We start from the raw sequence: 25,796 nt of genomic DNA, 5'->3' as shown, positions 1-25,796 counted from the left end.
CGAACGTATACAAGTCATGCTGACCTTCCAACAAATCATTCTGAAACTGCAGTCCTACTGGGCCGAACAGGGCTGTGCATTGCTCCAGCCCTATGACATGGAAGTCGGCGCCGGCACCTCGCACACCGCGACCTTTCTGCGCGCCATCGGCCCTGAGCCCTGGAAGGCGGCCTATGTCCAGCCCAGTCGTCGTCCCAAGGACGGCCGCTATGGCGAGAACCCCAACCGCCTGCAGCACTACTACCAGTTCCAGGTGGTGCTCAAGCCCGCACCCGACAATATTCTCGAGCTGTACCTGGGCTCGCTCGAAGCCCTGGGCTTCGATCTGAAGAAGAACGACATCCGCTTTGTCGAGGACGACTGGGAAAACCCCACGCTGGGTGCCTGGGGTCTGGGCTGGGAAGTCTGGCTCAACGGCATGGAAGTGACCCAGTTCACCTATTTCCAGCAGGTCGCCGGCATCGACTGCAAGCCCGCCACCGGCGAAATCACCTACGGCCTGGAACGTCTGGCCATGTATCTGCAGGGCAAGGAATCGGTGTACGACCTGGTCTACACGGATGGCCTGTCCTATGGCGATGTGTTCCACCAGAACGAAGTCGAGCAGTCCACCTACAACTTCGAGCACTCGAATGCCGAGTTTCTGTTCAGCGCTTTTGCAGCCCACGAAGGCACGGCCAACCAGCTGATCGACGCCCAGCTGGCCTTGCCCGCCTATGAGCAGGTGCTCAAGGCCGCTCATACTTTCAACCTGCTGGACGCCCGTGGCGCCATCTCGGTGACCGAGCGCGCTGCCTATATCGGTCGTATCCGCAACCTGGCCCGCGCCGTGGGCAAGAGCTATCTGGACAGCCGCGCGCGCCTGGGCTTCCCCATGGCGCCCAAGGCCCATGCCGACGAGGTGCTGGCCGAGCTGGCCAAGGCCGCAGAGCAGGCAGCCAAGAAAGCCGCATAAGCGACTTCAGGCTTCATTCCGACCCATATCCCAAAATTTCAGCGGCCAGCCTGGATCTAGCAAGCGCTGGCAGCTATCAAGATCATCATGAACGCATCGAATCTACTGGTTGAACTGTTTGTCGAAGAGCTGCCTCCCAAGGCGCTGCAAAAGCTCGGCGATGCTTTTGCCGCTGTCATCTTCGAGCAGCTCAAGGCCCAGGGACTGCTGGCATCGACCGAGTCGCGCCTGACGGCCTACGCGTCGCCCCGCCGCCTGGCCGTGCACATCACCGAAGTGCTGCCCCAGGCCGAAGACAAGGCTGTCTCGCAAAAGCTGATGCCTGTCTCCGTGGCGCTGGATGCCGAGGGCAAACCCACGGCCGCACTGCTGAAAAAGCTGTCGGCCCTGGGGGCCGACGAGTCCGCCGTGGCTGCTCTGAAGCGCCACGGCGAAGGCAAGGCCGAAGCCCTGTTCTACGAATCCACGGCCAAGGGCGTACTCCTGACCGATGGCGTGCAAAAGGCGCTGGACGAAGCACTGGCCAAGCTGCCCATTCCGAAGGTCATGCGCTACCAGCTGCAGGATGGCTGGACCAGCGTACATTTTGTGCGTCCGGCCCACGGCCTGGTCGTGATGCATGGCACCCAGGTGCTGATCGGCGTGAAGGCCCTGGGATTGACGGCCGGTGCGGCCACCCATGGTCACCGCTTTGAAGCCGCAGTGGACCCCGTGGTCATCCAGAACGCCGATAGCTACGCCGAGCAACTGCGTGAAGAGGGTGCCGTGATTGCCAGCTTCATCGAGCGCCGTGCCGATATCACCCGGCAGCTGCAGGCAGCTGCCGAACGCATTGGCGGCGGCGTGCGTCCCATTGACGACCCGGCCCTGCTGGACGAGGTGACGGCCCTGGTCGAGCGCCCCAATGTGCTGGTCTGCGAATTTGAAAAGGAATTCCTGGCCGTGCCCCAGGAATGCCTCATTCTGACCATGAAGGCCAATCAGAAGTACTTCCCGCTGCTGGATGCCAACGGCAAGCTGACGCATCAGTTCCTGATCGTCAGCAACATCCAGCCCCAGGACGCGTCGGCCGTGGTTGGCGGCAACGAGCGTGTCGTGCGCCCCCGTCTGGCCGACGCCAAGTTCTTCTTCGACCAGGACCGCAAGAAGACCCTGGCCAGCCGCGTCGAGCAAATGGACAAGGTGGTCTATCACAACAAGCTGGGCACCCAGGGCGAGCGCATCGCGCGCGTACGGGCCATCGCCAAGAGCATCGCCCAGCAGCTGGGCAACTCCGAGCTGGCCCGCCTGGCAGATCAGGCGGCCATGCTGGCCAAGACCGATCTGGTCACCGACATGGTGGGCGAATTCCCCGAGTTGCAGGGCATCATGGGCCGCTACTACGCCCTGAACGACGGCCTGGATGTGGCCGTGGCCGACGCCATCGAAGACCACTACAAGCCCCGCTTTGCCGGTGACGAACTGCCGCGCGGCGATGTGGGCGTCATCGTGGCGCTGGCCGACAAGCTCGAAACCCTGGTCGGCATGTTCGGCATCGGCAACCTGCCCACCGGCGACCGCGACCCCTTCGCCCTGCGCCGCCACGCGCTGGGCGTGATCCGCATGCTGGTCGAAAAGGATCTGGAGCTGGATCTGGAAACCCTGCTGGTCAGCACGCTGCCGGCCTTTGGCGACAAGATCCAGGACGCCACGCCCCAGCTGGTCGAATTCATCTACGACCGCCTGGCCAATATGTTCCGCGAACAAGGTTACAGCGCCCAGGAAGTGGAGGCCGTGCTGGCCCTGCAGCCCCAGCGCCTGTCCGACGTGCAAAAACGCCTGGAGGCCGTGCGTGCCTTTGCGGCGCTGCCCGAAGCTCCGGCCCTGGCCGCAGCCAACAAGCGTGTGGGCAATATCCTGAAGAAGGCGGAAACCGACGTTCAGCCCCAGGTGAACGAAGCGCTGCTGGTGGAACAGGCTGAAAAGGAACTGTATGCCGTGCTGCAGCAGGTGGCGCCCAAAGCCCAGCAACAGTTTGCAGCAGGTGATTACACCGCCAGCCTGCAAACCCTGGCAGCATTGCGTGCCTCGGTCGATGCGTTCTTCGAACAGGTCATGGTGAATGCCGAAGATCCGGCTCTCAGGGCCAATCGACTGGGGTTGTTGGCGACGCTGCATGAAGCCATGAATCGGGTGGCGGATTTGGCGAAGCTGGCTGTTTGAACATGCGGCCTGCCATGTATGTGGCAGGCATATTTTTAATATTAAGTAACCTATAGCATTGGTTGTGGTCTATTTTTTGATCTTCACTGCTAGGAACAGTTGCTTCTTATTAAATTAAGAATATTAATATTTGGATATTTGAATGTCCATAAAAAAGAATACCATCTGGAATTTAGTTGGAGCCGGTGTTCCACTGATATTCGCAGCTTTCAGTATCCCTTACGTAATTAGTAAAATCGGAGTTGAAAGATTCGGTATTCTAACTATAGTGTGGGTTCTGATTGGCTATTTTAGTCTCTTTGATTTTGGGCTCGGTCGTGCGCTCACACAAAGAATTTCTTCTGCACTGGCAAAGGGCGAAGAACAGAAAATCCCAGAGATCACATTTAATGGTGTCATTTTTACTCTGTTGACTGGGATTTTGGGCGGTAGCTTATTAGCTTGTTTCGCTTACCCGCTGGCTTATCTTTGGCTAAACATATCCACCCCTTTACAGACCGATGCTTTTTGGTCGTTTTTATGGACCACTTTTGGCATTATTCTGACCACCGTTTCTAATGGATTTCGTGGTGTGCTGGAGGCTTATGAGGATTTCAGAAGCGCCAGTATTCTGAAAATATTTCTAGGAGTTGCGAATTTTGTCACACCGGCATTGAGTGTCATTTTCTTTGGCACTAATGTTAGCACCATGGCCCTTATTTTGGTGCTGTCTAGATTATTAGTGGCTTTTTTCTATTTCTTGCAGGTGAGGAGGACTGTCGAAGTTGGTTGGAGGATGCAGAAGCTCAGCCTTCAGACGATTAGAGACATGCTGTCTTTTGGGGCGTGGATGACTGTCTCTAATACTATTAGTCCCATCATGGTAAATTTTGATCGATTTTTTATATCCAATGTTTTGGGTGGCTCTATGGTGGCCTTTTATACAGTGCCATTTGAGATCATAACCCGAATACTTATTCTGCCGACCGCATTGAGTACCACGCTTTTTCCTAGGTTTACAGCGACATTGCAGAATAATAAGATGGAGGCAAAAAATATATATATCAGCAGTTTCAACCTTACCGCATTGACTCTTGGCGTTGTTTGTCTCATAGGCGCTTTTTGCGCTAATTTTGGTTTGAAGATATGGGTTGGTGAGGAGTTCGCAGAAAAATCTACTCTAGTCAGTTGGATTTTATTAGCAGGAGTCTTCTTCAATGGTGTGGCAATGGTGCCCTTTTCCCTGATCCAAGCTAATGGCAGCGCAAAAGGAATTGCGAAGATTCACTTGCTTGAACTTGTGTTGTATGTTCCGCTATTGATCCTAATGATTCACAAAGCCGCCATTGTTGGTGCCGCTGCTGCTTGGACTATGCGTGTTGTTTTTGATTTTATTCTCTTAAGTATTTTCGCTAAAAAGATTTTGAAATGAAAACATATATTCAATGAGAGAATCTATTAAAAAATCGAGATGGATATTTAATGTATTTCCATCGTTGTTTAATTTTTGGCCCTTATTATTGATTTTTTCACAAAAAGCATTAATATTGCCTGGGTATTTTTTTTATTTTAATGGGGTATATAGAAATTATGCTAAAGATGTACTGATTATTATATCATTGTTAATTTTTGCAGGGCTTACTTATATACTCCAAGAGTCAAACCCTTATGCATTGATTCATCTTGCTGGATATTCTTTATTTCTTCTCTCGATACCGATAATTAATAAATCAGTCTTCAGTTATAAAGAAAATCTTGTAAAGGTGGTATCTTTCTTTACTTTTTTTAATTCATGCTTGGCTATATTAATTTATATTTTCTCCTTTGACATTTCTGAATACAGGGGGCTTAATAGAATTATTGGGGATGACGGAGTCGTAGCTAGAATATTTTACGAGTCGTCGAGTCTTATTGCCGTATTTTCGTTGGGGTTTGTAAGAAATAGGTTCATTAAATATATAGTATTTTTTGTCGTTTTATTTTATGCTATTTTCCTTGCGAAAAGTATTTTTGTGATTGGCCTTTATATATTAAATTATGGATTGGGGAAGATAATAGAATCAAAAATTTGGATGAAATTTATTCTAGCGTTCCTTTTCTTTGTGGTGTGCATTATTATTTATTCTTCTTTGTTTTATATAAGGCCTGATATTGGACTAAGCTTGTCTTTTAAGTTGAATCAACTGTATTCGATATTGAATGATGACTCTTCAGTAATATTGGGTTCTGGTTGGGGTTATGTCATTCAGGGAATTGGGGATAGCCTTGAGCAACCTTATCAAATCGAAATGCAGTTACCTATGCTCTTTCGGCAAATCGGCATTTCTGGGATGTTTTTTTATGTGGCTGGCATATTTTTATTGATTAAGTCTGTTAGCAAAACGTGGAGAGTTTCTTTCTTGAGGTCGCTGGTTTATTTTGCTATAGGACTTAACAATCCTTGGTTATTTCTTCCATCTTGGTATATGACGGCGGTTCTAATGTTTCAATATTTGGATGATAAAAGATGAAAAAGCATCTATTGATTTGCTGTCACAATGGAGCATCGTTTATTGAAGATCAGGTTGAATCAGTTATTCAGCAGGACTCTAAAATAGATTACTATCATGTATTTGATTTTTCGTCTAGTGATGGAACTCCGGAAATAATAATAAGTTTATTTGAGCGATATGGCTTGGAGAATTTTAAATTTTATAGATACAGAGACGCTCCAGGAGCATCTCGCTCTTTTTTTAGGGCATTTTCTGAGTTAAGTAAAGTTGTTGAGGACGAAGATTGTATTTTTTTTGCGGATCAGGACGATGTATGGTTGCCGGGAAAAATACGTGCAATGCAAGATATTTTTGAAAGAAAAATATCAAAAAATAGAAATCTTGCTATTTTCCATGGTGTTAAGGTTGTGGATTCTGATCTTGGCATAATAAAGGAGAATTTTTATACGGGAAATCCATATTCTATTCCACGAGATCTTTCGATTGACCGTCTTTTATTATGTAATCCTGTAATTGGTCATACGTTGCTAGTTTCTGGGGCTGCATTAAAAATGGTTAGTCAAGAAATGAATCATGCTGGATACATAATGCATGATTGGGCTTTGATGCTATGGTTGAAAAGATTTGGGGAAGTGGATTTTTACTTGGAAACCCCACTTTCTCTCTACAGGCAGCATGCCAATAATATTCTTGGAACGACAAAAAAAAGAAGCCTTAAAGAATCACTGTGTAGAGCTAACGATTTAGCGAGAGCAATAGTGCTTCAGACGGCTGAATTTTCTTATGATCTCAGAAAAAAGTATGACGTTTCGGGTGCCATATTTCTTGATAAGATTTTGATTTATATTTTTGAGAAAGATTATAGGAAATTTCTAATTTATCCGTTTTTGGCTCTTTTGGCTTTTTTTAGAGGGCCGACATTCGAAAGAAAGATGCTAGCTTTTTTTATCCTTGGACAGATATTTTTTTCATAAGAAGTGATTAATTATGAACTCAGAAAAAGTTATAAGGCTTGCATTTGTTGGATCTGTTGGGGTTCCTAATAGGTACGGTGGATTTGAGGCGTTCCTTGAACATTGTGGGCCTGAAATTGCCAAGAAGGCTGCTGAAGTGGTAGTTACCTGTGATGCCTCTGTGTATGAGAATGAAGACGGTGATTTTCAGGGGGTGAAAAGGGTTTTTATTCCTGTTAGGGCAAATGGTGGTGCTTCAATCTTGCATGATGCCCTAGCTTTCTTGAAGGTTTTTAGTCGATCTTCTCATATCTTCTTTCTTGGGGTGTCGGGCGGCTTGTGGTTTCCGATTTTTCGTTTGATGTGCGATCTTTCTGGTAAGAAAATCATTGTCAATATTGATGGTGTTGAATGGCGTCGCAGTAAGTTCGGAAAGTTTAAAAGATTAATTCTCCGCTTGCTGGATGGAATGTCGCAGATATTTGCTCATAAGATCATTTACGATAATGAAGGTCTGCGTCCTTACATATTGAAGCCATATGTCTCTAAATCTTCATTGATCGCCTATCCAGGAGATTATGTAAAGAAGATATCTGGTGTTCAGATGCAAAAAGGCCATGCACTGACAATTTGCCGAATCGAGCCCGAGAATAATCTCGATATACTCATCGAAGGGGCCTTGAATTCAAGGCTGGATTTATATACCGTGGTTGGGAACTGGAATCACAGCCCCTATGCAAGGAATCTTCGTGAAAAATATAGAGGGCAGCCTAAAATCAGGCTGTTAGACCCTATCTATGATGCAATGAAGTTGGCGGAACTGCGTCAGTCCTGTGAAATCTATTTACATGGTCACAGTGTGGGCGGGACCAATCCATCGCTGGTGGAAATGCTTTTTTACGATTGCCGAATTTTATGTTTTGATGTGAATTTCAATAGGTTTACAACGGATAATGAGCTTGAATATTTTAAGAACTCTGAAGATTTGGTAAATATCATTTCTATGCAAAGAGGAAATGTGTCTTCCCGAGATGCTTTGCGTAAAAGATATTCTAGGAATGAGATCGTAAGAAAATATTTGGCGCTGGTTTGATGGTGTTTAACGCCTTGGCATCCAGCGGAAAAATGCGAGCTTGCTGTAAAACATAAGGTAGCAAATAAAGCTGAAGATGAAGGAGGCCGCAGTTAGTATCTTGCTTTGGTAGGTGAAGATAGCTAGCAAGCAAGGTATGGCTGCGTAAATCCAGAGAAAAGGTGACGTAAGTCCGTTTTGCATAGGCTTCGAGAAATTGGCGAATATTTTTCGCGCCCAGCGTTTGTTGGCAAGCGAATGCAAGTGGAAGAAGTCCGGTTCAGTCGGGCTGTATCCTTCTCGGAGAGATCTCCGCAAGATGCTAAAGCCTACTTCGATGATGGGGTAGGAGCAGATGAGTAGACTGGTCCACGGAGATACAGAGTGATTTCGCTCGGGGAGCAGCACGGCAATCCATGCCAGTGTGAAGCCCAGAAAGTAAGCCCCTCCGTCTCCTAGAAATATCTTTCCCTTGGGCCAGTTGACAAAGAAGAAGCCTGCGACGGCACCTGCAATGATCAAGCAGGTAAATGCGAGGGGGATATCTCCTACCAGCCTTGCGATGATGCCGAAGGCCGCGAGAATAATCATTGCAGTGCCTGCAGTCAGCCCATTCAATCCATCGATGATATTGATGGAGTTGGCAACACCGCCAACAGCCACGGCCGTGAAGATGACGGAGATGATGGTAAATCCCAGCAAGAAGTCAAGGCCGGGGATATCGACGTGAGTGAGCGATGTGCCAGTAATACCCCAGCCCAGGACCCCAGAGGCCATGGTGGCAAGCAGACGGATTTTTACCGATACTTTTTTGGTCAGATCTTCCAAAAGGCCAAAAATGAAGGCGGGGAGCCCGGCCATGAGAATGGCGCTAAGAATCATTCTCTTTTCCGCTGCAGCTGCGCCATGACTCGAGGCGGCAAAGCCGGCAAAGACGCCGATTGCTATACCGATGCCGCCAATTCTTGGCGTTGGGGTGGTATGAACTTTTTGTACCCCATTGCTGGAGTCCATGGAAAAGCTGCCATGCCATTTCTTGGTGGTAACCAGCAACACGCAGGTAATAAACGAGGCCAGACCTGCAAGAAACGCGTCATACCTGAATAACTCTTGAACAGAGAAAATTATCGAATTCATGGAGGGAGTAGATGTGGAATCGTTTTAAGTTTTATATCGAGAAGGTAGCTGACTCGGGGAAGTTGGCATCTTGCTCGTCTCCAAGAGCATTTGCGGCACAATGCAGCCCATCTGACTTGAACATTGTCCCACGGGACAGAGCTTTGATCTATGACCACTATTGAACCCACCACCCAGATCGCTCCCCGCGACAAAGCTGAAATCCTCGCGCAAGCGCTGCCCTATATCCGCAAGTTCCATGGCAAGACCATGGTCATCAAGTATGGCGGTAACGCCATGACCGATCCTGCCTTGCAGGCCGACTTTGCGGAAGACGTGGTGTTGCTGAAGCTGGTGGGCATCAACCCGGTGGTGGTTCATGGTGGTGGACCTCAGATCGAGGCGGCGCTGGGCCGACTTGGCAAGAAGGGTGAATTCATTCAGGGCATGCGTGTCACGGATGAGGAAACCATGGAGGTGGTGGAGTGGGTGCTGGCTGGTGAGGTGCAGCAGGACATCGTGGGTCTGATCCATCAGGCGGGGGGCAAGGCCGTGGGTCTGACGGGACGCGATGGCGGCTTGATCCGTGCCAAGAAGCTCAAGATGCTGGACAACAAGGATCCGAGCATCGAGCACGATGTGGGTCAGGTCGGGGATATCGTTGCCATCGACCCCAGCGTGGTGAAGGCGCTGCAGGACGATGCGTTCATTCCGGTGATCAGCCCTATCGGTTTTGGTGAGGAGAACGAAAGTTACAACATCAACGCCGACGTGGTTGCAAGCAAACTCGCAACAGTGTTGCAAGCTGAAAAGCTGGTGCTTTTAACCAACACTCCGGGTGTGCTCGACAAGGCCGGCAATCTGCTGACGGATCTGACGGCGCGCGAGATCGATGGCCTGTTTGCGGACGGGACGATTTCCGGCGGCATGCTGCCCAAGATTTCCGGCGCTCTGGATGCTGCCAAGGCCGGCGTGAATGCGGTGCACATCATCGATGGACGTGTGCCGCACTCCATGCTGCTGGAAATACTGACCGACCAGGCCTATGGCACGATGATCCGCAGTCATTGACGAGCCTGTCTGGCCCTGACATGTGGTCATGCGTGCCGGGTCACATTTCACAGAAGGCGTTAACATCGCCTCAGGGCTTTCCCGGGCGGAGCTGTGCCCGGGACTCTGCCGCAAGCCGCCTTTGGGCGGCTTTTGTTTTTGAGCGAGGTAGGACTTTATGCGTTTGCTTCTGGTGGAAGATGATGTGATGGTGGCCAGCGGTATCAAGCTGGGTCTTTCCGATGCCGGTTATGCCGTGGACTGGGTGGGCAGTGCCGAGCGCGCGCTGGAGGTGCTGGCCCAGGAAGCGTTTGACGTGGCGGTGATCGATATCGGCCTGCCGGGGATCAACGGCCTGGAGCTGACGCGCCGCCTGCGCAGCAGCGACGTGGAGAGCAAGGCCATGCCGGTGCTGATCCTCACGGCGCGCGATGCGCTGCAGGACCGGGTGCAGGGCCTGGACTGGGGGGCGGACGACTACATGGTCAAGCCTTTCGAGCTGCCCGAGCTGCTGGCGCGCCTGCGTGCGCTGATGCGCCGCTCCCAGGCGGCGACGTCGGCGGTGCTGAACTTCGGTTGCATCGAGCTGGATACGGCGGGCCGCCGTGCCGGCGCGCGTCAGCTGCCGCAGGAGGGCGAAACCGAAGGCCGCTTGCTCCCCATCGATCTGGGGCCGCGCGAATGGACGGTGCTGGAGTATCTGTTGCTCAATGCTCCCAAGCCCGCCAGCAAGGAAAAGCTGCTGCAGGCCCTGACCGGCTGGGACCGCGAAATCACGCCGAATGCCGTGGAAGTTTATGTGTCGCGCTTGCGCAGCAAACTTGAGCCGCATGGCGTGGCCCTGCGTTCCATTCGCGGCTTCGGTTATCGGCTGGAGCTGATGCCCGAATCCGTTTGATTCTCGTTTTGATAGCTGCTTGCGACTGATTGATATGGCATCTGGTTATTTATATAGCTGAACCGGTTATTTATGAAGCGCTTGCAGCTGTAAAAACTGAATATTCGAAGTTTCATTCAATAAGCATTAATGACCGCCAATCTGCGCTTTCGGCTGCTGGTTCTGCTCTTGGTGCCGCTGATGCTGCTAGCGGCCATGGGCGGCTGGTTCAGCTACAGCGCGGCGGACGAGGCGTCCACCCAGCATGACCAGCGTTTGCTGCGTCTGCTGCCGGCCCTGGCCGACTCGGTGCTTGCGCCCTCGATTGCGGACGGCACGCCGCCGCTGGTGTCGCTGACGCCCAGCGTGGAGGACTTTTTACGCAATCAGGGCGATGAAGCGGGCTATGCCGTGGGCGACTTGCAAGGCAACGTGGTGGCGGGCGATACCTGGATCAACTTCGATGTGCCGGCGACCGGCACGGCGGAATTCCACAGCCAGGAGCATGATGGAGTGACCTATCGTGTGGCCGTGCTCAAGGCCGAAACCTACGGGGCCGGAGAGATGGTTGTCATGCTGGCCGACAGCAGCGACGTGCGCCAGCAATGGGTGCGTCAGCTGCTGATGCATGTGCTGCTGCCCAATCTGCTGCTGATTGCGGGCGCGGCCGTGGCCATTTACTGGTCGGTGAGTCGGGCCTTCAAGCCGCTGCACAAGCTGACCCAGGCGGTGGAGCGCCGCTCGCCCCGTGATCTGAGCCCGATTGACGAACAGACTTCGCCGGCCGAGGTGCGGCCATTGGTGCGCTCGCTCAATCGGCTGTTCTCCCTGGTCAACGCACAGGCCGAAGGCCAGCGCCGTTTCGTCGCCGATGCAGCCCACCAACTGCGCACGCCGCTGGCGGCCCTGCAGACCCAGGTGGAGGCCTGGGCCTTGAGCGGGCAGGAAGCCCGGCGGCTGGCCAAGCGCACGGGGGAGCCGGCGCAGGTCGTGCTCACGGTGGAGCAGATCGAGCAGTTGCGTGATGCCACGCGGCGCACTTCCCAGCTGGCCCGTCAGTTGCTGGCCCTGTCGCGTGCCGATGCGCGCAATGCCGAGGTGCAGCCGCTGCAGGAGGTCGATCTCAAGGAACTCTGCGAGAGCATGCTCGAAACCTTTCTCGACCGCGCCTCGGTCAAGGAGCTTGACTTTGGACTGGAGGTCGCGCCGGCATCGGTCTGGGGCCACAGCTGGCTGTTGCGCGAACTGGTTTCCAACCTGGTGGAAAACGCCATTAAATATACACCCCGAGGCGGCAGCGTCACCTTGCGATGTGGTCTGCGCCCGAGGCCCGTGGGCACGGACGATGCCACCTTGCTGCAGATGGCGGGTGTGCAGCAATGGGCTTTTGTCGAAGTGGACGACGACGGTCCTGGCGTGCCCGAGCAGGAGCGCAGCCAGATTACCCAGCGTTTCTATCGGGCCCAGGGCGTGGTCGAAGAGGGAACCGGATTGGGCCTGGCAATTGCCGACGAAATAACGCAATTGCATCAAGGCGTACTGAGTTTTGCAGACGGAAGTTTCGGTAAAGGCTTATTAGTAAGACTTGAAATTCCGGTTCAATCAGTTTCAGAAGGCGGTCATGGGGTATCTGAAGCTCTCAAAGGTTAATTTCTCGGTTACGCTTGCGTGTTGGTGAGAGCGGGGGTGAAAGTTGGGGTGGAGACCGCAAGCCTGCTGTTTATTAAGGTTGGTTTGACGCACCTGACGCCTGCCGGTAAGGATAGTCGTGTGCTTAACAGTGCAACTGGCTGTGAGAAAATTGCTAATAAATACTGAGTCGCCTATGTCTGAGTCTGAAGTCCTGTCGCCTGTTTCCAATATTGAAAGTTCTGCGGAGGACAGTCCTTCCGCCCCCGCCATGGCTCCTGCGCGCAAGCGCCCCAAGCCCGGAGAACGACGCGAGCAAATCCTGCAGGCACTGGCCTCCATGCTGGAAAAGCCCGGTGCCGATCGCATCACGACGGCGGCCCTGGCTGCCCACCTGAGCGTGAGCGAAGCGGCCCTGTACCGTCATTTCGCCAGCAAGGCCCAGATGTTTGAAGGCCTGATCGAATTCATCGAGCAGTCCGTCTTCACGCTGGTGCAGCAGATCGTGGGCCGCGATGTGCCCGAGGCTGCGCATGATCCGATCACGGGCGTGCGCAATGCCAACCGCGTAGTGGCATTGCTGCTGCAGTTTGGCGAAAAGAATCCCGGCATGGTGCGCGTGATGGTCGGTGACGCCATTGTGTTCGAGCACGAGCGTCTGCAGACCCGCATGAACCAGTTTTTCGACCGCATCGAGTCCACCTTGCGTCAATGCCTGCGTCCGGCGGCCGGCGCCATGGGGTCTGCGGCGCCGACAGCCGAGGCATCGGTGGCCGCCAGTGTGCTGACTTCGTTTGCGCTGGGCCGTCTGCAGCGTTATGCCCGCTCGGGTTTCCGCCGCCTGCCGACCGAGCATCTCGATGCCAGTCTGGCCATGATGGTCGTGGTCTGAGGCGCCGCTCGGGCCCCTGCACAAACGCCGCAGTCTCCGGACTGGCGGCGTTTTTTGCGGCTGCAGCATCTGAGACGGTCCGCGAGCAGCCGCAGCTGCAAAGAGTGGGGGAGTGACCGCTTTGGCACAGGGGTGGGGCCTGGGAAATTTTGGGGTCGCTAATGTTGGTGCGGGTTTGCGGGCGATTTGAGGCCTGTGGGGCATCTTGGCCGCTTTGGCACCGAATGGGCCGACCAGGGGCACAGAACGGCCAGAATGGGCCGTTAGCGCGCTGAATAGGGCTGCGCGTGGGATTTCAGGTTTCCCTTGTGTATCAGGCGCTTAGGGGGCATGTTTGGCCGCGTAGCCAGGAATCTGCCTCTGTTCCAAGGTCGGAAGTCTTGAGGTCGGAAGCTGTTCCGCTTCCAACCTCAGAATACTTATACAAATCAAAGAGATACTTGGATTGGCTTCAATCTTCATAACTTCCGACCTCGTAGGAGGTTGGTAGTGAGAGATTGAGCATTTAAAGGCGCATCGCAAAGAAAGACGCCCAACCTGCAGGAGGGTGGGCGTCTTTAAAAGTGTGATGGCGAGGCTTTAAAACAACGCTCGCTGCCTTCGTTCTGGTGGGGCTGTCACCCCTAGACTGGCCACGATTCTGACCACCTGACCTTCGGTAAGACCATGTTCTGCAGCGATCTCACGGGCTGTCTTGTCTGAGGCATAGTCCGCCGCGATGCGTGCGTTGCGCACCGCCAGCAGGGCGCGCTCGGCCTTGGGCAGCTGGAAGTGCTGCAAGCCGCCGTACTCCTGGCTGAGCTTTAAAAGATTGTCCAGGCCGATTAGGGCCGCATAGGGGTGGTCGGCTTGAGCGCGGTCCACCGTGGGAAAGTAGACCCGCAGACCGCCATAGACCCTGACCAGGGCCATGGTGGCCTTTAAACCGACCAGGCGCTCAAAGTCCTGCAGCAAAGGTGGCAGCAGGTCAATGGGAACTGGGATGGCGTGGGTCATGTAAAGGAACTCCGGTGTTGAGGCTATTGGCGCAGGGTTGCTTTGGCGCGGTCCAGCATGGACTTCAGGGCTTCGATGACCTTGGATGCCATGGCGGTAGGGAGGAATTTCAGATCAGAGAAGCTGGTGCCGGTTGTCCGGGCCACGAAAGCGAGCAGTGCGGCATCGCCGCTATCTCGCAGGCCTCCTGCCTGGTCGAGCTTTTTCCAGAGCCACTTGATCTTCTCGGGTTGACCAAAGGGTTTAAAGGTGGCTTTCGGTTTAAAGCCCAAGGTGGACATGTGGGCCAGCACCTTGCCACGGCCTGCAGCGTCGAGGTCAGCGGAGCTGGATTTGCCTGTCAGGTTCTGAAGATGGAAGCGGTAGTCATCCTCGCTCCAGCCGAGAGCGGAGCGGCCCTGGTGGATATGACCCAGCTCGCGACGGCGCAGGGCGGCCTCTTGGGTGGGGCTGGAATGAGCTGTAAAGCGGCGCGGACCGTATTGAGTCATGGCATTTAAACAAGTGAGGTGAACAGGCTGCGCTGCGGGTCTGCATCGCGGTGCTGGAGGAAGCAGGAGGGGCAGAGGTGCTGATTGCGGCCAATCTGACGGGCGTGGGCCTTACATAGAGGCGTATCGCAGGTCTTGCTCTGACCAGTAGGTGCTTGGCCGTCGCAGAGATAGTCGCTGGCCACCATGCAGATCTGCTCGTGGCCAGCGATGAGGACGCGGGCACCGCAGGGATCGGGTAGCTTGGAGCCACGCATGTGGACCATGCCGAAAGATGTGCGGTAGTAAGGCATCAGTGCGTTACCTGCGCTGAAGGAAGTGCGGTCACGAGCGCAGCGGCTGCAGGTGTCGTAGCCGAGGCAGAGCAAGTGCCTGCCAGACCAACGCATAGCCGGAAATCGATGATCCCGACCAGGCCCAGCAGCCAGAGGACGATCACGATGGTCCCAACGTGGTGACGAATGGTTTTCATCGCAGTTGCCTCGGTTTTGACGGAATGGCAGCGGTCTCGCCATGAGGCATGCGGACTTGGTTGGGGCGAACCAGCTTGAATTCCACATTTGGCTGATCGGCTTTCACCTCGTAAACAGAGGAGGTGCCACCGTCATAGTGCTCGCGGCACTCGAAAGCGTCTTGCATCAGCTCGGCTACCTTCATCGCTTTTGCAGAGGGCAGCAGATAGTCGTAATGGCCGATGGTTAGGCAGGCCATCTGCACGGCTTTGGCGGGGGCGCGGCTCATGTCAGCAACCCCTGCGCGGGTATGCCGCCAATGCCGTGCTGGAGCTGGGCATCGCGCCCAGCCATAAAGCCAGCTGTGAAGTGACCGGCGTTCAACTTGCGGCCTACCAGCGTGTTTCGAACCTTGCCCTGAGTCATCTCACCGTATTCACGCTGGATGTAGGTGAGCAGCAGTTGCTTGTCTGTCGCAGGTTGGGCGAAAGCTCGCACTTTCTCTTCCACGCCAGCAACCCAGCCCGCCGCGAACTGATCACCGCGCACAGTCTTGGTGGCCTGCTTGCAGTTGCGGGGCTGCTTGGCAATGTGAGCTTGGCGCTGGCGTGCACATTGGCGCACCAACACTTCGCAGGCATAGGCGGCAATCGTGTGCGCATGGCTGATACCAACGAACACCCACTCACGCTTACGGATGAAGTTGCCTGCAGAGTTGAAGTCTTCGCTGACGATGGCGAACTGCTCGCAGCCAAAAGCGCTGGCCACAAGACGGACCAGGCGTAGCTCCCAGGCATTGGCAGCCGAGCTGCTGGCGCGGGCTTTGGCCTCACCCACATCCAGCAGCGAGATATCGGTTTCCTCCAGCTTGAACTGTTCCATGAGCTTTTGTGCCTGGCGCAGAGCAGTCGCTGCCTCGGCCTCATTGGCGCTACGGCTCATGGCCAAGCATTTCTTGATTTTCTTGAGCGCTTCGTCGCGTGTCATTGGGGCTCCTTGGTGTCGATCCAGAGACCGTAGGTGTTTCGACCAAGATGGCGAAGAGGCACGGGATAGCTGGCGGCGGTCGTGATGCGCCAGTTGGGCTTCTGGTCCACCTGGTGGAGAGCCGCTACGGCTTCTTGCACCTTGGTTGCATCAACGTCATCGCTGGCATCAAACGTGACGACGGTTTTCCAGGCTCCTGCGGTGTTGACCTGCAGTTGCGCGGGGCGGCGTTGTGTGGGGGCAATTGGCATGACCACTCCTTTAAACGTCCGTGGGGCCGATGGCCTGCTTGACGCTGCAGCTCAAGACATGACCATTCCCCAAGTCGATATTCAGAACATTGCCGCCCAGGCAGTTCAGCCCAATGACCGTGCGCAAGGTGAAGTCCACGATCTTGGCCGTCTGGACAATGGGCAGGCCTTCTGCACCATCGCAAGTGCAGACCGAGTGCGCGACGTCAGTGGTGGTTGCGGTGCGGGTCGTGCTCATACAGCCGCCAGGTCCAATGGAATGGCCTTGTACTGGTCCGAGTCACCAATACGCTCGTACACACGCACATAGATTGCGGTGCCGGTGGTCTGGATGCTGTCGCGGATGGCTTCCATGGCGCGCTTCCATTCGGCGTCGTCAATCTCCAGGCGCATCAAGTCAAGCACAGCCGAGGTCTTGATCTGGCCCTTCGTGTCCTTGCTGAAGGCGCGGTCTACGATGGCGCGGATGTTGTCGTTGGCTCCCTCGCTCCAACGCGCAATGCACTGGTTGATCAAGGCTTTGGCCGCTTCGATCTCCTCCGTGAACTGAATGCGGTCGGCTACCGAACGCTGCACCTTGTACTTGCCGTCATAGCTGCTGATGGACACATTGCCCTTCTTGCCGCCCAAGGTCACTTCATAGCGCTCGCCAGCAATCTTGATCAGGTCGGCCATATCGCCCAGGGCCTTCTTCTTGAACTCAGACAACGCTTGATTCAGCGCCGAAGCTTGGGTTGCCAAGTTGCGTGCGACCTCATCACGCATCAGGTCTTGCTCGCGCACATTGGCGCGGGGCACCAGATGGCCAAGGGCGTTTTTCATATATCCATCAGGAGTTTTTTCAGACATGGTCATTCCGTTTTTGTGGTGGTTAAAGGTTGCGTGGATCAGCAGCGCTGGCCACGACTGGGGATCTGGCCGAAGTCCAGTGCACCCTGGCGAGCAGGGGTGAATGCGGGCGGCACATAGTTGGTGCCGTGGAAATTGAAGGTGCGGGGTGGAACCAGCTCAACTGGCTCGGCTTGCTTGATCGCTGGGTGTTGCTGCGCAGCCTTCTTGTGCGATGCGCGGGTGCCAGGGAACATGTCATGGGCGGAGGGGCTGATCTCCCAGGTACGGAAATTGGGCGAGAAGCGAACCCATCCAGCGATGCTCAGGTTGTTGAGACGCTTGGTGATCTCATTGGCCGTCTGTCCCTTCATTGCAGAATTCAGCTCGGTACGGTTGGTAGGGCCGAATTTGCGCAGGTAATCGACAATGGCTTTGGACTCCGCGATCAAGGTGGATTGATGGCGCATTGCAGGCTCCTAGTGCAGATATGAAGGGGGCAGCGCATCCGCTTCGGGCATTTGCGCGGATTGGTTCCTGATCTCGGCCTGCAGCATGTCTGCAGCGCTCGCCATGGCATTGCAGGCCCTCGCAACCTGATCCAGGCAGCCACGTTGCTTGGCGGCGTTGAGGTAGGCGGTCATCAAGGCGTTGAGGGCAATTCCGGTTTCGGCATTGCCAAGCACCTGCAGCAACTTGTTGGACAGCTCTTGAACCTGAATGAAGATCTCGTCGCTAGGCATGTTCATGCGAACACCCCACGCATCTCGACATATCCAGTGATGGAGGCAATCAGGAAGCTCAGGGCCATGAGCATCACGAAGAAGAACAGCACCACGGCAACCTTCTCGCGGCGGCTCATGGGCGCATTGCCTGCGTGTTCAATGGTCCAGCTGGGCAGCTGGGGCTTTTGAGTCTTTGAAGACTTAGGCATGAAGGTGTTCTCCTTTAAGTAGTTGAGAGAGACGCTCGCGGTGCATGAGGGTGAAATCGGAGTAGTCGTCGGCGGCGCAAGCGATGGCGTAGCGACGGTCGACCTGGTAGGCCCGCATCAGGCGTTTGGCGCGGCGCTTGATCCAGCCCAGAGGTGGGCGTTGGTAGTCGGCTTCGGACATAGGCAGTGCCAGGTTGATCACCAGCGGCAGCTGGCCGTCTTTACAGAGGTGATGCATTGCTGCCCTCCTGAGCTGTGCTGATGGGGATGACCTTGCGACTGCCTCGGGTCTTTAAAGGGCGGGCAACAGGCGGTGCGCTGGCATCTCGGTGCTTGCATTGACGGCAGGCCTGCCAGTGCTGCATCTCGCGTGGGCTGGATGTCGGAGCCTCGCGGTGTGCATAGGATCGGCATTGCTCAGCGGTGATGACCTGGTCATCACCACCGGACTCCGCTGTGAGGTGCGGGCAGGAGTAGCGGCCAAAGGTGTGGACCACCTTGTCAGCGATGCGGTCTGTCTTTGCCGTGCCATCTCCATAGCAGCCGCTGCCATTGAGTACCTGACTCAATGCAGCAGCGCTGATGCCGAGCTGTCTGGCGACCTGGGCACGCACTGCCCCTGGCTGCTGAACGCGGTTGCTCAGCATGGCAAACCAAGGCTCTGACTGATATGCCAAGTTCATGCCTTGCCCTCCGTCTTGGCAGCTGCTTGAGCAGAGCCGATGGCAGGAGGCGTTGGGCCGAGATCCACGCACAAAACGTAGCGCAAGTGGCCGTCGATGCGCTTGGCACTGATCTGCACCGCATCGGGATACGCGGCGTTCCATTCACGCAGATGGCGGCTGATGCGGGTCTGCAGCGTGGTCGTGTCTTCGCCTGCATCGGCTAGGACGGAGACCGCATCGGCAGAGGTCAGGGCTGTGCGAATCCGAAACAGCGACCAAAGGCGGTAGCGCAGCGTGTGGCCTTTAGGCTGGCGGCGGTTGTGCGCAACCAAGGTCTCAGCGTTGGCTTTGCGTGCAGCTGCTTGCTGTGTAGCTCGGCAAATTTCCAATCCGTTCTCTGTGAGCTGCCAAGTCTGCGGATTGGTAGGACGGCGGTATCCATCAGGAACAGCATGCGGAGCCTGTGTCAAAACGCCGCGCTGTTTGAGCATGGTGCAGGCCAGGCGGGCGGTCTTGGAAGAGCCCAGCTCAGGCAACCAGCCGAACAGATCGGACGATGTGAATGGCTGTGGCTTGCGACCCATTTGACGTGCAAGACCAATCATGGCCACGGGGATGAACCAACCTGCGGGCTTCATTTCGTGGCTCCACGGTTGCGACCCAAAGGCTTGCCTGTGAACTCAGGGCACAGGGGGCGGCCTTTGATGAGGTCCAAGGTGACCTCGTCCCAGCCGTTCGCATCCGCCCAGGCTTCGATATTGGCGATGGCATTGAGCAGCAGACGCATGCGGCCTTCTGCCTGGCGCAGCATCTCGGGCAGCACATCGTCTGCAATCCGAACTTCAGCCTTGGCCGCGACCGTGGCCTTGACGTCCTCCAGGGAGATGGGCTGCAGCTCGACCACCTTGGCCACCCGGCTGGCGATGTGGCCGAAGCGCGCCACCTTCATGGGGAAGTGCTCCATACCAACCAGAAAGCACATGGTTCCGGTCAGGTCGGTGATGTCACGGATGACTTCAAGCAGGCTGGCAGTGGAGCCCACCAGGAAGTCGGCCTCATCAATGATCATGGGGACCATCTCGACGGCCAGCTTGCCGATGATGCGAGCCTGCACCTCCTGATTACGACCAGTCTTGGCCAGCCCCATCTTTTCAGCGAGCACATCCAGCATGGCGCGTTTGGTCCAGGTGCTCTGGGCACGCACAAAGACCCAACCACTATCAGCGGCCCAGCGCTCAGTCAGTTCAGATTTGCCAATGCCGTAGTGGCCTTGGATCAGCACCAGGCCAGCCTCGCGGGCACCACGCTTTTCAACCAGCTTCTGGGCTTCGGACAAGCGCTTGAAGTTTTCAGTTTTGACAAAGCCTCGTTTCACAGTACAGTTCTCCTGCTCGTATTTCTTAAAAAAATCTCTGGCACGCTCTGTGGCGGTGGCACCCGTCACAGAGCACTCTTAAAACCGAGGGCTTCCCCCTCGTTCTTCCACCCCAGACCCCGTCCCTCGTAGTAGTCGCGCAGATCGGCATAGCTGTCTGAAGCCGTGTAAGTGCGCAGCCATTTGCTGTCGGCCTCCGTCCATTCCTCCTGGTTACGCATCAGCCACTCGTAGCGGTCGCTTGGGGTGTCAAAGAAAGGCCTGCCTGCAGCTGCTTGCGCAGCCACTTCCGTGGAGGGAGAGTTGATGGCGGAGACAGGTGTCTCCACGAAGGAGGGCACCGTCACGAATGGGGTGCTTGGCTCCGGCAGGGAAAGGGGTGTGGTGTCCACAGTTGGACCCAGCTCGCGCAGTGCGGTGTCGATCTGCAGCTCGCGGCGCTTGACGGCCTGGGCCACGCGCTTTTCGCGAGCCATCTGAATGACCGGCTTGGGGAAGTAGTCGATGCGGTTGGCATCCCACTGGGCCTCGCAGACGAACTCACCGCCCAGCGTGTAAATCAGCACATAGTTCGGGTTGTGAATGTCGTAGCGCACGCTGACCTCGCGGCCATCGATATCGCGGCGCATCAGATCAGGGGCTTGATAGAGCTGATTGAAGAACTGCACTTGGCCGCGCTTGGCGGTGCGAATCACGCCAGGCATGAACAGCGTGCGCAGCTCCATGGCGTTGAGCATGACCAGCGTGGACGGATCAACACGAGCTTCGAACACTTCCATTGGCGTCATGTGCTTACCGTCAGAACGCTTTGGTAAGCCCCGATGACGGTGCTGTGTGTTGTATTCGTGGACCATCACTTCGATGCCATCCACAAACTGCTTCCAGGTCGGTGCCTTCGGGGTCAGTTGAATGATTTCGCCGGTCTGCTCCGAGCGCTTGATGGCGCGCTGTTCCTTTGCAAGCGATGCAGCGACCTTGCGGAAGGTGCCCGCGTCCACATCGCCACCCTGGTAGCTGCCAAACCTGCGCGCAGCATTGATGGCATGGGTCTGCCAGCTGCGCTCAATAATCCCGTGGCCCTGGGGCTTGCCAGGCAGGCCCAGGCGGTGGTCAATGCCAAGGCGGGCGCAGATGCCATCAATTGGGCAATCCATCGTTTTCGCGGTCTCGCCAGCACCGTTGTCGCCGTAGAGGATTGCAGGGATGCCGTATTGACCCACTGCGTGGCGTAGGGCATCGCCCACTGCAATCACGTTCTCTGAAAGATTGACGGACCATCCCACGATCAGACGAGTGGACACATCCAGCACTACGGTCAGCTCAGGGGCAAATGGCGCTCCATGATCGGGATGGCGAACCTTGGCTTTAAAGGTGTGGCCATCAATCACGAACACATCGCCAAAATCCATCGCGCTGGCATCGCGGCGCATGAATGGCAGCTTGGCATCGCGCTGCGCGCCGGTATGGCGGGACTTGATCAGGGCCACACTGGCTTCTGCAGACTGGCCGAGCTTGTCAAGAACGCGGCGGGCGCGGTGATAGAGGCTGCGCCACTCGTCAAAGTCGCGGCCCAGCATGCGGGTGACTTCTTTGGCTGCGCCGCTGAGCTTGCGAAAGCGGTGGTCCCGGCTATGAAATAGACCCAGCACAGCAGCCACGTCATCAGCGACCTCCGGTGCTTTGGGTTGAGGCGCAGTGGGCAGCAATGCAGTCCAGCCGCCGTCGCGGTGCATGCCAAACCAGCGCTCCAATGAGCGGGCGCTGACTTCATTGCCGCGTGCGCGTTGGTTGGCCTGACGGGCAACCTTGCGGATCTCTTCGCCTGCTTCTCCGGTGACGATGCGAGCCGCCAGCAAGGTGCAAGCACCGCGCAGGCCATGCATCGGTATCAGATCCTGCACCAGGTGAACCAGACGAATGCGAGCATCTGCGAGGTCCTTTTCTGCCTGGCTGGGGATGTGGGCGGCAGGGGCTACAGGCGCGGCGACTGGCAGAAAGCTGCGCACTGCAGGGGTGTCGACAACGGCTAGGGCTTTGGAACCTGCAGCGTGAATTGCTTCTGCTGAGATCGCTGCGCGGGTCTCTTCCGGCAGGGCGCTGCAGTCATATTCCAGACCGCCGCCACCTGTGCGCCCAAGGCGTGGGCGAGAAGGGACGTTCAAGCGGGCGAGCTTGTCACGCACTGCACGTTCAGTCATGACGAAGCAAGGCAGGCCCGCGATTTCTCGGGCAGTGAGCCAAGTCATGGGCGACGCTCCTGGCTGAGTTTGCGGATGTTGCCCTTGCGAGTCACTTCGATCTTCACCGTGCGTGACTGCGCTCGGGTACGTGGCACCGCATAGCGGGTAGGCCAAATCTCTGCGGGCTGTAGTTCCAGTGCAGCCGCCACGATCTGTTCGGCAGCCCACCAATGGGTGGTCAAGACACGCTGAAAGTGTGAGTAGCCATGTGCGTGAGCGAGTTGGCGAAGGCTTACACCTCTCTTTTCGAGTGCAGCCTTCACATCGGCAGGGTGCCAATCAGCTGTTGTCTTACATTTTTGTGTGTCCATGAGCATGATCATAGACACATAAAAATGTGTACGCAACAACTTTATCTACATTGAGGTGTGTTTCCTGTATTTAGAAAAGTGTTGCAAAAAGGGGTTTTTCTCGCTATACGGAACCGCTTTTTTTCATGTGCATGCTTTAATGTGTTCATTGACACACTTAAATGTTTGCTGCTTCAACTGGTATGCCTGTAATGGACACAACTAACACTGATCAAAGAGATGCATACGCCGTGTCGCTTGGTGATCGCATACGTTCGTGCCGCTCAGGAATGACTCGGGATGAATTTGCAGCACTGCTTGAACTGCATGTGAACACCGTGGGGAAGTTCGAGCGCGGGCTCACCATCCCTGATGCGTACACCCTCATGCGGATGGCTGCGATTGGCAAATGCTCACCTGACTGGTTAATGACTGGCGAGACCAAGGCGGCTGGTGTCGAGTTCAGCGTTCAGGCGGTTGAACGCAGTGACTTTGTGTATGTGCCGCACTTTGATGTGGCCATGTCGGCTGGCAATGGTGCGTTCTGTGATGTGGAGCATGTGATCGCCATGCGCCCATTTGATACAGGCTTCATACGCAATGCTTTGGGCATTCATCACAATGAGCTGGCAGTGGTCTCCGTGGTTGGTAACTCCATGGAGCCTTATCTGCGCTCAAAGGACTTGGCGATGCTGGATCTACGCGCCCGTGATGTGTCCACAGAAGGTATCCATGCCATACGTTTGGATGGGGCGCTGATGATCAAGCAGGTGCAGCGCTTGCCTGGCAAGCTGCGCGTGAGCAGTGCTAATACCGAGTACGCACCGTTTGATGTGGATGGTGCGGAAGAACAAAGAGATTTTTCCGTCATAGGCCGAGTGCGCTGGGGAGGCGTCACCTTTGACTGAGGGAGGTATCCATGCAAGTTACGTGTCCTAAGTGCAATCACGTCAACGTAGCGGCTTCGGGTGATCCGCTGGATAGTTGCCCAAGCTGTGGCCTGATTTACTCGCGGTTTGACGCTGCCGCAGCCATGCGTGAGCGCGTTTTTAGGGCTCGCAATACTGGCGATTTTTCCGGTATTCCTCGTGACCAGGTTCCGCAAGAACTGTGGCCGCAAGCTGCGGCGGGGGTGATCGTTACTACCACGCCAATCGTGCCAGGCCGGGCAGTTGCCCAGGTGCTCGATGTCGTTTCAGGCGAGTGTGTCTATGGCGTGAATGTTCTGCGAGATCTTTTATCCGCCGCAGTGGATATTACGGGTGGTCGAAATGGGTCAGCTCAGAAAGTGCTGCGCGATGCCCGAACGGCAGCCATAGCGCAAGTGAAGGGTGAAGCATATGGAATTGGAGCGGATGCCGTGATTGGTCTTCAGTTCACTTTCAACGAAATAGCAGGCGGTGGCAAATCGATGATTTATGCGGTGGCGGCAGGTACCGCAGTGAAATTGTCCGCATGACCAGGCTCGCATCCTGACTGATGCTTTTGCTGCAAAAGATAATTGGCAGCTAAAGGCGTGTGGCGTCGGCCTTGTTTATTGACGATGCTCTTGCAAGCGTGATACCTTAATCAACCACCTTACCCAACTCAGGCCAGCATTTGCGGGCCTTTTTTGTTTGTGCGTGCCCCACGAAAGTCGAGGGTATGGCAAACACATTTTCTCTTGGCAAAACGGTCCTGCGCTTTGGCATCCCACTGGTGCTGGGTGGTGGTGCTTATGTGGGTTATATCTCGGGCTATGAAGACGGCCCGGCCAAGCGCGATGGCACGCCGCAATTTAAAAATGTGGTCTATGCAGATACCCTGGCTGCAGGCCTGCCCACGGCCTGTGTAGGCTTGACCAGGCACGCCAGCCCTGTGCCGGTGGTGCTGGGAGATTACTGGTCCGATGAGCAATGCATGGCAGTGGGCAGCCAGGTGCTGTCCAAGGGGCAGGCCAAGGTGCTGGACTGCATCAAGGTGCCAGTGACTCAACCCATTCTGGATGCCTTCTCCAGCCATGGCCATAACAACGGCGAGCCGGCGACCTGTGCCAGTCGCGCCATGGGCTTGCTCAATGCCAGACGCTATGAAGAGGCCTGCGATGCCTTGGCCCATGCGCCAAGTGGCACGCCAGTCTGGAGCTATACCAAAACCGGAAAGCGCAATGCCAAAGGCGAGTGGGAATATCGCTTTGTTCAAGGTCTCTACAACCGCCGTTTAAAAGAACGTACTGACTGCTTGAAGGGAGTGGCGCTGCTGCGCGCCAACTACGACTTTGCCTCCAGCACCTGGAGGGCGAAGCCATGAAGGTTGATATTTCGGAGGCCGAATGGAGCCTCATTCAAGAGGCCCGCGCCAAGCAAGCCGCGAAGCGCCAAGCGGAAGAATTCCGTCTAGCTGTGGCGGAAACCGCAGCTGGGTTTTTTCGCCATCTGGACCAGGCTGGCCTGGAACCGTCGTTCCCAGAGTTCGTGGGTGGCTTTGGCTATCAGGATGAAGCCGCGACGCTAGTCTACGAATACGTGCTGCAACTGCGGAAGGTGCTCTGGAAATGAAGCGCTTTCTCGACACCATTTGTGTATGGCTGTTGGCGCTGGCCGTGGTGCTGCTCTTTGCGCTCAGCTTTGGAATCAGGCACTACCGACAAGAGGCTCAGACGGCTGGCAATGAGCTGCAGCAGCTACAGGCCAGCGTGAATGCGCAAAACCGAACCGCCACAGCAGAACTGTCGCGACTGACCCTTGAGCGCAATGCGGCCCAGGCCCGGCTGGATCAGCTTTATCAACAGCAGGAAAAAACCGATGTCCTGGCAGTCCAAGAAATCGCTCGCCTTAGCAGTGAGCTTGAGCAGCGCCCTGTGCGGGTGCGCATCGTCGCCAGCTCCACAACCTGTGGGACAGGTTGTGGTGGCCCCCCAGATAAACAGGCCAGCGCCACCGACCCTGGTTCAACAGACACAGCCCAAGCCTACGGGTTACTTCCTGAAAGCAATTCCATCCGCCTTAGAGCAGTGATTGCAGAGGCTGAAACGATCAATGCGGCCTATGCATCTTGCCGGGCCGCTCTGTTTGGCAACAACCCCTAAACG

Annotated in this window: 32 protein-coding genes; 15 read left to right on the top strand and 17 right to left on the bottom strand. The window is 55.4% G+C overall.

Annotation, left to right across the window (positions count from 1 at the left end; genetic code table 11):
- The first annotated feature begins 16 nt into the window (after positions 1 to 16).
- The 6 genes from glyQ to E2583_RS15125 all read left to right on the top strand — a co-directional run bounded on the left by glyQ (position 17) and on the right by E2583_RS15125 (position 7,674).
- Entirely contained in the window at positions 17 to 955 is a 939-nt protein-coding gene (gene glyQ, locus E2583_RS15150) for a glycine--tRNA ligase subunit alpha (protein WP_003068041.1), read from the top strand.
- An 87-nt stretch (positions 956 to 1,042) separates the two neighbouring features.
- The gene (gene glyS, locus E2583_RS15145; RefSeq protein ID WP_291597006.1) at positions 1,043 to 3,157 is read left to right on the top strand and encodes a glycine--tRNA ligase subunit beta; all 2,115 of its coding nucleotides are present in this window, start codon (positions 1,043 to 1,045) and stop codon (positions 3,155 to 3,157) included.
- Positions 3,158 to 3,299: 142 nt separating this feature from the next.
- On the top strand, positions 3,300 to 4,568 hold the full coding sequence (locus tag E2583_RS15140; protein WP_291597004.1) for a flippase: 1,269 nt from the start codon (positions 3,300 to 3,302) through the stop codon (positions 4,566 to 4,568).
- A 13-nt stretch (positions 4,569 to 4,581) separates the two neighbouring features.
- A complete protein-coding gene (locus tag E2583_RS15135; protein ID WP_291597003.1) occupies positions 4,582 to 5,646 on the top strand; it encodes a hypothetical protein in 1,065 nt (354 codons plus the stop codon).
- Complete coding sequence (locus tag E2583_RS15130) at positions 5,643 to 6,602, top strand: glycosyltransferase (protein WP_291597002.1); 960 nt, start codon at positions 5,643 to 5,645, stop codon at positions 6,600 to 6,602. The genes E2583_RS15135 and E2583_RS15130 overlap by 4 nt, the downstream gene beginning before the upstream one ends.
- Positions 6,603 to 6,615: 13 nt before the next feature.
- Entirely contained in the window at positions 6,616 to 7,674 is a 1,059-nt protein-coding gene (locus tag E2583_RS15125) for a DUF1972 domain-containing protein (RefSeq protein ID WP_291597001.1), read from the top strand.
- Positions 7,675 to 7,680: 6 nt separating this feature from the next.
- Here E2583_RS15125 and E2583_RS15120 read toward each other — a convergent pair whose 3' ends face one another.
- Positions 7,681 to 8,790 (bottom strand): glycosyltransferase, encoded by a 1,110-nt coding sequence (locus E2583_RS15120; RefSeq protein WP_291597000.1) that lies wholly within the window; start codon positions 8,788 to 8,790, stop codon positions 7,681 to 7,683.
- A 150-nt stretch (positions 8,791 to 8,940) separates the two neighbouring features.
- Between E2583_RS15120 and argB the strand changes: the two genes are divergently transcribed.
- The 4 genes from argB to slmA all read left to right on the top strand — a co-directional run bounded on the left by argB (position 8,941) and on the right by slmA (position 13,217).
- On the top strand, positions 8,941 to 9,840 hold the full coding sequence (gene argB, locus E2583_RS15115; protein ID WP_291596999.1) for an acetylglutamate kinase: 900 nt from the start codon (positions 8,941 to 8,943) through the stop codon (positions 9,838 to 9,840).
- A gap of 157 nt (positions 9,841 to 9,997) precedes the next feature.
- Positions 9,998 to 10,717: a response regulator transcription factor gene (locus E2583_RS15110; RefSeq protein ID WP_003051054.1), complete on the top strand. Its 720-nt coding sequence runs from the start codon at positions 9,998 to 10,000 to the stop codon at positions 10,715 to 10,717.
- 129 nt (positions 10,718 to 10,846) lie between these two features.
- Positions 10,847 to 12,346, top strand: coding sequence for a sensor histidine kinase (locus tag E2583_RS15105; RefSeq protein WP_291596998.1), 1,500 nt, complete (start codon positions 10,847 to 10,849; stop codon positions 12,344 to 12,346).
- A gap of 175 nt (positions 12,347 to 12,521) precedes the next feature.
- On the top strand, positions 12,522 to 13,217 hold the full coding sequence (gene slmA / locus E2583_RS15100) for a nucleoid occlusion factor SlmA (protein WP_291596997.1): 696 nt from the start codon (positions 12,522 to 12,524) through the stop codon (positions 13,215 to 13,217).
- Positions 13,218 to 13,796: 579 nt separating this feature from the next.
- Here slmA and E2583_RS15095 read toward each other — a convergent pair.
- From E2583_RS15095 to E2583_RS15020, 16 genes are all read right to left on the bottom strand, one after another.
- Positions 13,797 to 14,213 (bottom strand): Mor transcription activator family protein, encoded by a 417-nt coding sequence (locus E2583_RS15095; protein WP_280006937.1) that lies wholly within the window; start codon positions 14,211 to 14,213, stop codon positions 13,797 to 13,799.
- A 23-nt stretch (positions 14,214 to 14,236) separates the two neighbouring features.
- The gene (locus tag E2583_RS15090; protein WP_280006938.1) at positions 14,237 to 14,704 is read right to left on the bottom strand and encodes a regulatory protein GemA; all 468 of its coding nucleotides are present in this window, start codon (positions 14,702 to 14,704) and stop codon (positions 14,237 to 14,239) included.
- 468 nt (positions 14,705 to 15,172) lie between these two features.
- Positions 15,173 to 15,445 carry a hypothetical protein gene (locus tag E2583_RS15085; protein ID WP_280006940.1) on the bottom strand — a complete coding sequence of 91 codons (273 nt, stop codon included), beginning with the start codon at positions 15,443 to 15,445 and terminating at the stop codon, positions 15,173 to 15,175.
- Positions 15,442 to 16,143: a DUF2786 domain-containing protein gene (locus tag E2583_RS15080; RefSeq protein WP_280006942.1), complete on the bottom strand. Its 702-nt coding sequence runs from the start codon at positions 16,141 to 16,143 to the stop codon at positions 15,442 to 15,444. The genes E2583_RS15085 and E2583_RS15080 overlap by 4 nt, the downstream gene beginning before the upstream one ends.
- Entirely contained in the window at positions 16,140 to 16,394 is a 255-nt protein-coding gene (locus E2583_RS15075; protein WP_280006943.1) for a hypothetical protein, read from the bottom strand. The genes E2583_RS15080 and E2583_RS15075 overlap by 4 nt, the downstream gene beginning before the upstream one ends.
- A 10-nt stretch (positions 16,395 to 16,404) precedes the next feature.
- Positions 16,405 to 16,632, bottom strand: coding sequence for a hypothetical protein (locus E2583_RS15070; RefSeq protein ID WP_280006945.1), 228 nt, complete (start codon positions 16,630 to 16,632; stop codon positions 16,405 to 16,407).
- A complete protein-coding gene (locus E2583_RS15065) occupies positions 16,629 to 17,216 on the bottom strand; it encodes a DUF3164 family protein (RefSeq protein WP_280006946.1) in 588 nt (195 codons plus the stop codon). Before E2583_RS15065 ends, E2583_RS15070 begins: the two co-directional genes overlap by 4 nt.
- Before the next feature lie 65 nt (positions 17,217 to 17,281).
- Positions 17,282 to 17,692, bottom strand: coding sequence for a hypothetical protein (locus E2583_RS15060; protein WP_280006948.1), 411 nt, complete (start codon positions 17,690 to 17,692; stop codon positions 17,282 to 17,284).
- A gap of 9 nt (positions 17,693 to 17,701) precedes the next feature.
- On the bottom strand, positions 17,702 to 17,971 hold the full coding sequence (locus tag E2583_RS15055; protein ID WP_280006949.1) for a hypothetical protein: 270 nt from the start codon (positions 17,969 to 17,971) through the stop codon (positions 17,702 to 17,704).
- Entirely contained in the window at positions 17,968 to 18,156 is a 189-nt protein-coding gene (locus E2583_RS15050; RefSeq protein WP_280006951.1) for a hypothetical protein, read from the bottom strand. Before E2583_RS15050 ends, E2583_RS15055 begins: the two co-directional genes overlap by 4 nt.
- Positions 18,149 to 18,394, bottom strand: coding sequence for a hypothetical protein (locus E2583_RS15045; RefSeq protein WP_280006952.1), 246 nt, complete (start codon positions 18,392 to 18,394; stop codon positions 18,149 to 18,151). Before E2583_RS15045 ends, E2583_RS15050 begins: the two co-directional genes overlap by 8 nt.
- Entirely contained in the window at positions 18,378 to 18,839 is a 462-nt protein-coding gene (locus E2583_RS15040) for a hypothetical protein (protein WP_280006954.1), read from the bottom strand. The genes E2583_RS15045 and E2583_RS15040 overlap by 17 nt, the downstream gene beginning before the upstream one ends.
- Entirely contained in the window at positions 18,836 to 19,432 is a 597-nt protein-coding gene (locus E2583_RS15035) for a hypothetical protein (RefSeq protein WP_291596996.1), read from the bottom strand. The genes E2583_RS15040 and E2583_RS15035 overlap by 4 nt, the downstream gene beginning before the upstream one ends.
- Positions 19,433 to 19,455: 23 nt before the next feature.
- Entirely contained in the window at positions 19,456 to 20,196 is a 741-nt protein-coding gene (locus E2583_RS15030) for an AAA family ATPase (protein WP_280006957.1), read from the bottom strand.
- A gap of 65 nt (positions 20,197 to 20,261) precedes the next feature.
- The gene (locus tag E2583_RS15025; RefSeq protein WP_280006958.1) at positions 20,262 to 22,442 is read right to left on the bottom strand and encodes a Mu transposase C-terminal domain-containing protein; all 2,181 of its coding nucleotides are present in this window, start codon (positions 22,440 to 22,442) and stop codon (positions 20,262 to 20,264) included.
- Positions 22,439 to 22,747, bottom strand: coding sequence for a helix-turn-helix transcriptional regulator (locus E2583_RS15020; protein ID WP_280006959.1), 309 nt, complete (start codon positions 22,745 to 22,747; stop codon positions 22,439 to 22,441). Before E2583_RS15020 ends, E2583_RS15025 begins: the two co-directional genes overlap by 4 nt.
- A gap of 161 nt (positions 22,748 to 22,908) precedes the next feature.
- Here E2583_RS15020 and E2583_RS15015 point away from each other — a divergent pair, with 161 nt between their 5' ends.
- The 5 genes from E2583_RS15015 (at position 22,909) to E2583_RS14995 (ending at position 25,793) form a co-directional block, all read left to right on the top strand.
- A complete protein-coding gene (locus E2583_RS15015; protein ID WP_280006961.1) occupies positions 22,909 to 23,634 on the top strand; it encodes an XRE family transcriptional regulator in 726 nt (241 codons plus the stop codon).
- Between the two features lie 11 nt (positions 23,635 to 23,645).
- Entirely contained in the window at positions 23,646 to 24,185 is a 540-nt protein-coding gene (locus E2583_RS15010) for a heavy metal-binding domain-containing protein (protein ID WP_280006963.1), read from the top strand.
- A 185-nt stretch (positions 24,186 to 24,370) separates the two neighbouring features.
- Complete coding sequence (locus E2583_RS15005) at positions 24,371 to 25,015, top strand: lysozyme (protein ID WP_280006965.1); 645 nt, start codon at positions 24,371 to 24,373, stop codon at positions 25,013 to 25,015.
- Positions 25,012 to 25,263, top strand: coding sequence for a hypothetical protein (locus E2583_RS15000; protein WP_280006967.1), 252 nt, complete (start codon positions 25,012 to 25,014; stop codon positions 25,261 to 25,263). The genes E2583_RS15005 and E2583_RS15000 overlap by 4 nt, the downstream gene beginning before the upstream one ends.
- Positions 25,260 to 25,793, top strand: a complete 534-nt coding sequence (locus E2583_RS14995) for a hypothetical protein (RefSeq protein WP_280006968.1) — start codon at positions 25,260 to 25,262, stop codon at positions 25,791 to 25,793. The genes E2583_RS15000 and E2583_RS14995 overlap by 4 nt, the downstream gene beginning before the upstream one ends.
- Positions 25,794 to 25,796: the final 3 nt, after the last annotated feature.

The organism is Comamonas sp. (assembly GCF_009360615.1).
GTDB lineage: Bacteria > Pseudomonadota > Gammaproteobacteria > Burkholderiales > Burkholderiaceae_C > Comamonas.
This window is presented reverse-complemented; position numbering and strand designations above follow the sequence as displayed.

Coding starts and splice junctions, on each gene's coding strand:
- glyQ (WP_003068041.1), top strand. CDS start 17: ATGCTGACCTTCCAACAAATCATTCTGAAACTGCAGTCCTACTGGGCC.
- glyS (WP_291597006.1), top strand. CDS start 1,043: ATGAACGCATCGAATCTACTGGTTGAACTGTTTGTCGAAGAGCTGCCT.
- E2583_RS15140 (WP_291597004.1), top strand. CDS start 3,300: ATGTCCATAAAAAAGAATACCATCTGGAATTTAGTTGGAGCCGGTGTT.
- E2583_RS15135 (WP_291597003.1), top strand. CDS start 4,582: ATGAGAGAATCTATTAAAAAATCGAGATGGATATTTAATGTATTTCCA.
- E2583_RS15130 (WP_291597002.1), top strand. CDS start 5,643: ATGAAAAAGCATCTATTGATTTGCTGTCACAATGGAGCATCGTTTATT.
- E2583_RS15125 (WP_291597001.1), top strand. CDS start 6,616: ATGAACTCAGAAAAAGTTATAAGGCTTGCATTTGTTGGATCTGTTGGG.
- E2583_RS15120 (WP_291597000.1), bottom strand. CDS start 8,790: ATGAATTCGATAATTTTCTCTGTTCAAGAGTTATTCAGGTATGACGCG.
- argB (WP_291596999.1), top strand. CDS start 8,941: ATGACCACTATTGAACCCACCACCCAGATCGCTCCCCGCGACAAAGCT.
- E2583_RS15110 (WP_003051054.1), top strand. CDS start 9,998: ATGCGTTTGCTTCTGGTGGAAGATGATGTGATGGTGGCCAGCGGTATC.
- E2583_RS15105 (WP_291596998.1), top strand. CDS start 10,847: ATGACCGCCAATCTGCGCTTTCGGCTGCTGGTTCTGCTCTTGGTGCCG.
- slmA (WP_291596997.1), top strand. CDS start 12,522: ATGTCTGAGTCTGAAGTCCTGTCGCCTGTTTCCAATATTGAAAGTTCT.
- E2583_RS15095 (WP_280006937.1), bottom strand. CDS start 14,213: ATGACCCACGCCATCCCAGTTCCCATTGACCTGCTGCCACCTTTGCTG.
- E2583_RS15090 (WP_280006938.1), bottom strand. CDS start 14,704: ATGACTCAATACGGTCCGCGCCGCTTTACAGCTCATTCCAGCCCCACC.
- E2583_RS15085 (WP_280006940.1), bottom strand. CDS start 15,445: ATGAGCCGCGCCCCCGCCAAAGCCGTGCAGATGGCCTGCCTAACCATC.
- E2583_RS15080 (WP_280006942.1), bottom strand. CDS start 16,143: ATGACACGCGACGAAGCGCTCAAGAAAATCAAGAAATGCTTGGCCATG.
- E2583_RS15075 (WP_280006943.1), bottom strand. CDS start 16,394: ATGCCAATTGCCCCCACACAACGCCGCCCCGCGCAACTGCAGGTCAAC.
- E2583_RS15070 (WP_280006945.1), bottom strand. CDS start 16,632: ATGAGCACGACCCGCACCGCAACCACCACTGACGTCGCGCACTCGGTC.
- E2583_RS15065 (WP_280006946.1), bottom strand. CDS start 17,216: ATGAAAAACGCCCTTGGCCATCTGGTGCCCCGCGCCAATGTGCGCGAG.
- E2583_RS15060 (WP_280006948.1), bottom strand. CDS start 17,692: ATGCGCCATCAATCCACCTTGATCGCGGAGTCCAAAGCCATTGTCGAT.
- E2583_RS15055 (WP_280006949.1), bottom strand. CDS start 17,971: ATGAACATGCCTAGCGACGAGATCTTCATTCAGGTTCAAGAGCTGTCC.
- E2583_RS15050 (WP_280006951.1), bottom strand. CDS start 18,156: ATGCCTAAGTCTTCAAAGACTCAAAAGCCCCAGCTGCCCAGCTGGACC.
- E2583_RS15045 (WP_280006952.1), bottom strand. CDS start 18,394: ATGCATCACCTCTGTAAAGACGGCCAGCTGCCGCTGGTGATCAACCTG.
- E2583_RS15040 (WP_280006954.1), bottom strand. CDS start 18,839: ATGAACTTGGCATATCAGTCAGAGCCTTGGTTTGCCATGCTGAGCAAC.
- E2583_RS15025 (WP_280006958.1), bottom strand. CDS start 22,442: ATGACTTGGCTCACTGCCCGAGAAATCGCGGGCCTGCCTTGCTTCGTC.
- E2583_RS15020 (WP_280006959.1), bottom strand. CDS start 22,747: ATGGACACACAAAAATGTAAGACAACAGCTGATTGGCACCCTGCCGAT.
- E2583_RS15015 (WP_280006961.1), top strand. CDS start 22,909: ATGTTTGCTGCTTCAACTGGTATGCCTGTAATGGACACAACTAACACT.
- E2583_RS15010 (WP_280006963.1), top strand. CDS start 23,646: ATGCAAGTTACGTGTCCTAAGTGCAATCACGTCAACGTAGCGGCTTCG.
- E2583_RS15005 (WP_280006965.1), top strand. CDS start 24,371: ATGGCAAACACATTTTCTCTTGGCAAAACGGTCCTGCGCTTTGGCATC.
- E2583_RS15000 (WP_280006967.1), top strand. CDS start 25,012: ATGAAGGTTGATATTTCGGAGGCCGAATGGAGCCTCATTCAAGAGGCC.
- E2583_RS14995 (WP_280006968.1), top strand. CDS start 25,260: ATGAAGCGCTTTCTCGACACCATTTGTGTATGGCTGTTGGCGCTGGCC.